Source organism: Paraclostridium dentum (assembly GCF_012922555.1).
Classification (GTDB): domain Bacteria; phylum Bacillota; class Clostridia; order Peptostreptococcales; family Peptostreptococcaceae; genus Paraclostridium; species Paraclostridium dentum.
In genome coordinates, this window is sequence record NZ_WIPK01000115.1 from 1 (window position 1) to 478 (window position 478).

Below are 478 nucleotides of genomic sequence, written 5' to 3' on the forward strand. Positions count from 1 at the left end.
TGTCCGCAACCCCAGCGAAGAAAACTTCACTGGTTTGGGCTATTCCGCGTTCGCTCGCCGCTACTTACGGAATCGAATTTCTTTCTTTTCCTCCGGGTACTTAGATGTTTCAGTTCCCCGGGTTCCCCTCACTAAGCTATGTATTCACTTAATGATACTTAGACATTACTCTAAGTGAGTTTCCTCATTCGGAAATCTTCGGATCAAAGTTTACGTGCAACTCCCCGAAGCTTATCGCAGCTTATCGCGTCCTTCATCGGCTCTTAGTGCCAAGGCATCCGCCCTGCGCCCTTAATAACTTGACCAGTTATTAAAAGTGTTATTTTTTAAAGAGTTTTCTTCTCTTATAATTGGTTTATTTAATCATCACTAAATGTTATGCAGTTTTCAAAGTACTAATATGGTGGAGATGAGGAGGATCGAACTCCTGACCCCTTGCGTGCAAGGCAAGTGCTCTCCCAGCTGAGCTACACCCCCA

1 tRNA gene and 1 rRNA gene are annotated in these 478 nt (G+C 44.6%); both read right to left on the reverse strand.

Annotation, left to right across the window (positions count from 1 at the left end):
* A 23S ribosomal RNA gene (locus GFJ41_RS18020) occupies nt 1-305 on the reverse strand; the annotation flags it as partial.
* Nucleotides 306-401: 96 nt separating this feature from the next.
* Nucleotides 402-477: transfer RNA gene (locus GFJ41_RS18025), tRNA-Ala, on the reverse strand.
* Between the last annotated feature and the right edge of the window lies 1 nt (nt 478).